Annotated in this window: 3 protein-coding genes and 1 pseudogene; 2 read left to right on the top strand and 2 right to left on the bottom strand. The window is 28.5% G+C overall.

Translation table 11 applies throughout. From position 1 onward, the window contains the following. Window positions 1-312, bottom strand: a pseudogene (locus Q0G30_RS13450) (hypothetical protein); the annotation flags it as partial. A gap of 222 nt (window positions 313-534) precedes the next feature. On the opposite strand from Q0G30_RS13450, the gene Q0G30_RS13445 reads away from it, so the two are divergent. After that, window positions 535-3318, top strand: coding sequence for a glycoside hydrolase family 3 protein (locus tag Q0G30_RS13445; protein WP_294391046.1), 2784 nt, complete (start codon window positions 535-537; stop codon window positions 3316-3318). 256 nt (window positions 3319-3574) lie between these two features. On the opposite strand, the gene Q0G30_RS13435 is transcribed toward Q0G30_RS13445, so the two are convergent. Next, complete coding sequence (locus Q0G30_RS13435; protein ID WP_294391044.1) at window positions 3575-4588, bottom strand: AraC family transcriptional regulator; 1014 nt, start codon at window positions 4586-4588, stop codon at window positions 3575-3577. A gap of 275 nt (window positions 4589-4863) precedes the next feature. On the opposite strand from Q0G30_RS13435, the gene Q0G30_RS13430 reads away from it, so the two are divergent. Continuing rightward, window positions 4864-7524, top strand: a complete 2661-nt coding sequence (locus Q0G30_RS13430) for an alpha-L-rhamnosidase (protein ID WP_294391041.1) — start codon at window positions 4864-4866, stop codon at window positions 7522-7524. The last annotated feature ends 93 nt before the right edge of the window (window positions 7525-7617 follow it).

Raw genomic sequence — 7617 nt, 5'->3', positions numbered from 1 at the left:
TTTATTAATATAAGTATCACTTAAAGAAAAAGATATTTCAGGATCAATTCCGCCCCTAATTGCAGCTCTACAAGCTAGAGTAACTACAACAATACCTAAGTTCTTAATGTGACGAATGGGATTTTTAGCAAGAATTGCGTTATATGAGTCATCATAGCTTTGGGGAATGGTTTTTTCTAAAAGTTCTAAGTCACCATTTTCTATACAGTGTAATTCTCTAAGCTCCTGCTCATAAGGTGGATGTATAGTTTGCATCTCCAAATTTTTATATAATAAATTACAAAAATCAGACTGAATATCGTATTCTATCATTTTAAATACTCCTTTGAATAGTTAAATAATTAGATTGTATAACGTTTAATTTAATTGTTTACATTATATCATAAAACATATGTGAAAAGTGATATAAAAATGTGAAAAGTGATATAAAGAATAGAAAATATTTCTTAAAATTAAAGTGAATTAAATAATATAATCAAGAAATTTGATAATAGGTAAAAGTTAATTAATATAATAGATTTAATGGAGGATATTATGGGAAAATATGCATTGGATTTAGAAAAGTATGCAAGTATTGCAAGACAGGCAGCGGCAGAAAGTTGTGTATTATTAAAAAATGAGGATAAGGCACTTCCACTTAGAAATGGTGATAAGGTAGCTGTATTTGGAAGAAGTGCTTTTAATTATTATAAAAGTGGATTAGGTTCAGGAGGTCTTGTTAATACAAGATATGTAGTTAGTATTTTAGATGCTTTAAGAGAATATAAAGATGTAACTTTAGATGAAAATCTATTAAAAGTATATGAAGAATGGATTGAAGAGAATCCTTATGATGAAGGTAAGGGGTGGGGAAATGTACCTTGGTCTCAAAAAGAAATGGGTCTTTCAGATTCAGTAGTGAAAGCTGCTTCAGATGCAGATATTGCATTAGTTATAATAGGACGAACTGCAGGAGAAGATCAAGATAGTAAAAATGAACCAGGAAGTTATCTTTTAACTGAAGAAGAAGAAAGTATGATTGAAAAAGTTAGTAAGGCATTTAAAAGAACAGCTGTAATCTTAAATGTAGGTAATATTATAGATATGAAATGGGTAGAGAAATATAATCCTTCTTCTGTTCTTTATGTATGGCAGGGTGGACAAGAAGGTGGTAATGGTGTTGTTGATGTACTAACAGGTAAGGTAAATCCATGTGGAAAATTAACAGATACTATTGCAAGAAATATTGAGGATTATCCATCAACTGAAAATTTTGGAGATGAAGAAAGAAATTATTATAAGGAAGATATTTATGTAGGATATCGTTATTTCGAATCATTTGCTAAAGATAAGGTAATGTATCCATTTGGTTACGGACTATCTTACAGTAATTTTGAGGTTAAAGGAAAGCTTTTAGAAGTTACAGATAAAGAAATTATTGTTGAAGCAGATGTTATTAATAAAGGAGAAATGGCAGGAAAGGAAGTTGTACAAGTTTATATAGAAGCACCACAAGGAAAACTTGGAAAGCCATCAAGATCTCTAGTAGGTTTTACAAAAACAAATGTTATTAATTCAGGTGAAAGTGAAAAAGCAACAGTGAAAATTCCTAAGTACTATATTGCATCTTATGATGATAGTGGAGTAACAGGATATAAGTCATCTTATGTATTAGAATCGGGATGTTACAAGATTTATATTGGTTCAGATGTTAGAAGTGCAATAGTTTCTGGAGAGTATCATGAAGAGTTTACTGTAATTGAAAAGCTAGAGGAAGCATATGCACCAACAGTTTCATTTGAACGTATTAAGCCAGTTATTAATGAAGATGGAAATTATGAAATTTCAAGAGATGATGTTCCAACAAGAACTATAAATCCATATTTAAGAATGAAGGCAGAACGTGAACAAGAAATAAATTATACAGGTAATAAAGGATATAAGCTTGGAGATGTGTTTGACAAAAAAGTATCTTTAGATGAATTCGTTGCACAATTAAGTGATAATGATTTAATTTATATGTTCCGTGGTGAAGGAATGTGTAGTCCTAAAGTAACACCTGGTACTGCAGCAGCATTTGGTGGTCTTACAGATGAATTAAGAAATTTTGGAATACCAGTTGCATGTTGTGCAGATGGACCTTCAGGAATACGTATGGACTGTGGAACTAAGGCATTTTCATTACCGAATGGAACTGCATTAGGATGTACATTTAATGAAGAATTAGTAAAAGAACTTTATACTATGACAGGATTAGAGCTTCGTAAAAATAAAATAGATTCACTTTTAGGACCAGGTATGAATATTCATAGAAATCCACTAAATGGGCGTAACTTTGAGTATGTTTCAGAAGATCCATTAGTGACAGGTAAAATAAGTGCAGCTCAAGTAATAGGAATGCAAGAAAATGGAGCAGCACCTACTATTAAGCATTTCTGTGCTAATAATCAAGAGGCATCAAGACGTCTTGTTGATTCTATAGTATCAGAAAGAGCTTTACGTGAAATATATTTAAGAGGGTTTGAAATTGCCGTTAAAGAAGGTAAAGCACGTTCTGTTATGACTACTTATAATCCAGTAAATGGTATTTGGACAGCAGGAAGCTATGATTTATGCACAACAATCCTAAGAAAAGAATGGGGATTTGATGGAATAGTTATGACTGATTGGTGGGCAGAAGCAAATAACGAAGGAGAAAAGTCTACAAGGGAAAATAAAGCACCTATGGTAGCAGCACAAAATGATATATATATGTGTGTATCTAATTCTGAATTAAATCCAGAGAATGATAATGTTAAGGAAAAATTAGAATCTGGTGAAATTACTAGAAGTGATTTACAAAGAAATGCAAAAAATATTTTAAGTTTTATAATGAAATCTCCTTCGATGCTTCATGAATTAGGGCGTATTAGTAAAGAAGAATTAGATGAGATTAATAAGCAAGATGATAATGATATTTTAGCTGAGAATGTAGTTTATTATTACGCAGATAAGGAAACTAATGATGTAATTATTGATGGAAGTAAATTTAATAATAAAAAGGGAAGTTCAGAGGTATTTGGTATTTCTCTTAATGAATTAGGTTTATATGATATTGAGGTAACAATGAAGTCAGAACAAGGACCATTAGCTCAATTACCATTATCTGTTTATTATGATAATGCGTTAAAAACAACTATAACTATTAGGGGCACTGAAGGAAAATGGGTTACAGAAACTAGAGATTTAGGATTTGTATTTGGAGTAAATCATTATATAAAATTATACTTCGGAGCAAATGGATTAGAGATAGATAAAGTTGTAATTAGATTTAAGGAAAGTGGTAAATTACCGTTTTAATGGTAATATGTTAATATAACTATAGTAAAATGCTTAAAAGCTATATTAGTTTAGGTTTAGACTAATATAGCTTTATTTATATATAAAAAAGTCAAATTATTATCTAAACAATATCCTAGTATTGCAGCTGCATTAACAGAGATAATAAACTTAGAAGCAATATTAAATCCTTATTACAATCTTAGAGATGATGAAGAAATTTGCTTTAATTCTAATAAATATTAAAAAGAACTGATTTCTAGATAGTATTTAGAAATCAGTTCTTTTTAATATAGTTACTTTTAAATTTTTGATTGAGTTTTATATTATTCTTGTATTGTATAGGAGTTATAGAGTATTTCTTTTTAAATATTTTATAAAAATAGCTTTTATCATAATATCCTAGAACTTGGACAATTTCATCAATGCTTAAATTAGTATTAGTAAGATAATGACAGGCTTCTTCAAGCTTGCTTTGTTGCAATATATCAGAAAAACTTTTATTAGTATGTTTTTTTATTAAGGTTGATAAATAGCTGGGACTATAATGAAAATGCTCTGCAACACTTGCAAGTGTTGCTGTAGCTTTATGTGTGTTTATATAAGACAATATATCGGATAAATTATTATTTCCCATACTATTATAATTTTCTTTGTCAATTGTAGATTGATATTCTCTAAGTAATTCTGAAAAAAGTAATGCTAAGTAACATTCAATAGATTTTTTATAACAAACTTTTTTTTGTACATATTCAGAAATAAGCTGTTGAGTGATATACTGAATAGAATTATTATCTTTATAAGGAAAGTATAGATAATGTTGAAGTTTATTATTATTAAAAAGTGATGTAACAAAAAAACTACTAAGTAAATCATTTTCAGAAATTAAAGATAAAAAAGATTTATCAAATAGAGACTTTTTTATCATAATATTAAACAATATATTATCAGTATTCTCCACTATAACGGAGTGAGAATCCCTCATGCCTAAAATACATATATCTCCCTCATTTAATATAAGTGCTTTATCATTTATTACTTGCTTACAACTTCCTTTATACATATACATAAGTTCAAAAAAGTCATGATAATGAGGGGAACGGTCATTAGCAACAGGGGGATGATTAATAACGATAACATCATCTCCGGTAGAAAAAATGTCATCTGGAAAAATTATTCTATTATTGTTAGATAGTTTATTCTTAGATTTAATGGTAGATAGTACTCCAGATGGTGGAGTATTAAAAAGAGAAGAATTAATAATTAAATCCTCAAAAGTACTAATATTCATATAAACCTCCTGTAAATAATGAATTAAATTGATTATAGATTAAAAGGTAAACTATTACAATAAGCTATTGTAGTTTTATTCTATAGATGAACATATCTAATATAAATACAATAGAAAAATAAGATTAGTACAATTAAAAAGTAATAAATAAGTGTTATATTTTAAGTAAAGAGTGAATGCAAATATAAGTGTAAGATAGAAATCACCATCTACTTTTATATGGAGGCAAAGTTCAATTGATTAAATTAAAATTTCACTTTATGGAGGAAAATAAAATGTTTGTAATAAAAAAATGTACTATAAATAATATAGAAAAACATGCAGTAATTAATAATGATAAATTAAGCTTTAGTTGGCAGATGGAATCTGATAAAAATAATGCATTTCAAGAATCTTATGAAATAGAAATTTGTAATGAATATAATAAAGTTATTTGGAATTCAGGTAGGATTAATAGTAGTAATTCGATTAATGTAAAATATGAAGGAATAACTTTAAAAGGAAGAGGACAATATTTTTTTAAGATAAAGGTATGGAATAATTATGGGGAATTTGCAGAAAGTCAATTTAAAAACTTTGAAATAGGATTATCAAAAGAAGATTGGATAGCTAAATGGATTGAAGCAGATAAAGATATAGTTTCAGTAAAAGAAGATTTTAATATGGGAAAAGTTTTTTCTTATCATTCAAATCCAGCTGAAATAAGAGAGATACCATTAGATTCTCCTATAGAATTTTCAAAAGAATTTAAAATTAAAAATAAAAAGGTTAAAAAAGCAAGGATATACGTAACTGCACATGGGATATATGAAGCAGTATTGAATAATAAAAAAATAGGTGATGAATATTTGGCACCAGGATTTGTAACATACCCAAAGATGCAGTGTTATCAAACTCATGATATAACTAGCCAAATTAAAAATGGTGAAAATAAAATTGAGATTACTGTAGCAGATGGATGGTATAAAGGAAAGATAGGATTAGCTGGTATTGGTCACCAATTTGGAGATAAAGTAGCTCTATTATCTCAGATAGAAGTAGAGTATAGTGATGGAGAATTAGAGGTTATTGCTACAGATAGTTCTTTTAAAGCCTCAACTAGTAAAGTTGAATATTCAGATTTATTTATTGGAGAAAGTCAAAACCATAATTTTAATAATAAAACATATTATGGGGTTGTTGAAAGGAATTATGGATATAATCAATTGCAGGTAGATATGGCAGAGCCTATTAGGTGCATTGAGAAAATAGAGGCTAAAAAGATAATAATTACTCCGAAAGGTGAAACTGTAGTTGATTTCGGAAGAAATATTGCAGGGATAGTAGAAGTTAAAATAAAAGGTGAAAAAGGTGAGATAATTCAACTTCAGCATGCTGAAGAGTTAGATAAGGAAGGTAATTTCTTTTTTAACATAATGGGACAAAATAAATATCAAACAACTACTTATGAATTATCAGGTGAAGAGGAAGAAGTATTTATTCCAAAGTTCACTTACCAAGGGTTTAGATATGTTAAAGTAACAGAAAATACAACAGAAGTTAGCAAAGAAAATTTTACTGCTTATGTTTTATCAAGCGATTTAAAAAGAACTGGTTATATTACTACATCTAATGAAAAAGTAAATAAGTTATTAGAAAATATATATCATTCTCAGGAAAGTAATTTTATTTCTGTTCCTACTGATTGCCCTCAAAGAGAAAAGGGGGGGTGGACAGGTGATGCTCAAATTTATACTCCAACAGCCATATTTAATATGAAAATAGATAATTTTATGAAGCGATGGCTTCAAAATATGAGATTAGATCAATATGAAAATGGACAGGTTCCAGGGCTTATACCATGGATAGAATCAGATGATATGTTAAGTAGTGGTTTTGGAAATATAAGTGCTGCAGGATGGTCAGATGCTTGTATTATAATACCATATCATCTTTATAAACAATATGAAGATATAGATTTTTTAAAAGATAATTATGAAATGATGAAAAAGTGGATTGGCTATGTTGAGGAAAGATGCAAATCCAATGTGGATAGTAATTCAAAAAAATGTGAAAAGTATTTATGGAATATGGAATTTCATTATGGAGACTGGTTAACTCCAAGTCTTGTAAATGAAGATGATAGTCCAAATCCTATGCTATCAGCTAAAATTACAGCAAATCAGGTTGCCACAATGTATTTTGCATATTCTACACAATTATTGGCCGAAATATCTAACATTTTAGGTAAAGATGAAGAGAGTAAATATTATAAAGATTTATCTTCTAACATTAAATTGGCATTTAATGAAGCTTATGTAAATAATGATGGAATTATAGACGGTGATTTACAGGGATTATATACATTAGCAGCATACTTTAAAATGGCAGATGACGAAACTAATAATAAATTTGTAAAGAGATTAATGGAAATGATTGATGAAAATAACGGATGCTTAGATACTGGTTTTTTAGCAACACCAATTTTATTAGATACATTATGTCAGTATGGATATAGAGAGGCAGCATACGATTTATTACTTCAAGAAAAGTGTCCATCATGGTTGTATCAAGTTAATCAAGGTGCAACAAGTATTTGGGAATCATGGCAAGCTATTTTAGAAGATGGGACAAGAACAATTACTTCATATAATCATTATTCTTTAGGAAGTGTACAAGATTTTATTGTAAGAGAAATTGCAGGATTGAAAAAATCCGTTACTGAGAAGGCTACTTATATTATTGAGCCAGATTTTAATAGCCCATTTGAATATTGTAATTTATCATATGAAACTCCTTATGGAGAGATAAAAATTCAATGGAATAAAAAGTTGGAAAATAAAAAAGTAAAATTGAATGTACCTATGGGTGTTAAAGTAAAGGTTAATTTATTAGATAATATATCAAAGGAACTTGGAAGTGGAGAATACAATGTAGAACAAATAAACAGTATGTAGGATTATTAGAAATATATATATGTAGGATTATTAGAAATATATATTTGAATAGGCTATATATTAGAGAAACTTATAATTTATTTAGATTTTCTT

It is taken from the genome of uncultured Clostridium sp. (assembly GCF_934754925.1).
Lineage (GTDB): Bacteria > Bacillota > Clostridia > Clostridiales > Clostridiaceae > Clostridium.
The sequence above is the reverse complement of the archived record's forward strand: the minus strand, read 5'-3'. Positions and strand labels throughout refer to the sequence as shown.

What these genes read in the sequence shown, in the direction of transcription:
- Q0G30_RS13445 (WP_294391046.1), top strand. Translation starts at nt 535, where the DNA reads ATGGGAAAATATGCATTGGATTTAGAAAAGTATGCAAGTATTGCAAGA.
- Q0G30_RS13435 (WP_294391044.1), bottom strand. Translation starts at nt 4,588, where the DNA reads ATGAATATTAGTACTTTTGAGGATTTAATTATTAATTCTTCTCTTTTT.
- Q0G30_RS13430 (WP_294391041.1), top strand. Translation starts at nt 4,864, where the DNA reads ATGTTTGTAATAAAAAAATGTACTATAAATAATATAGAAAAACATGCA.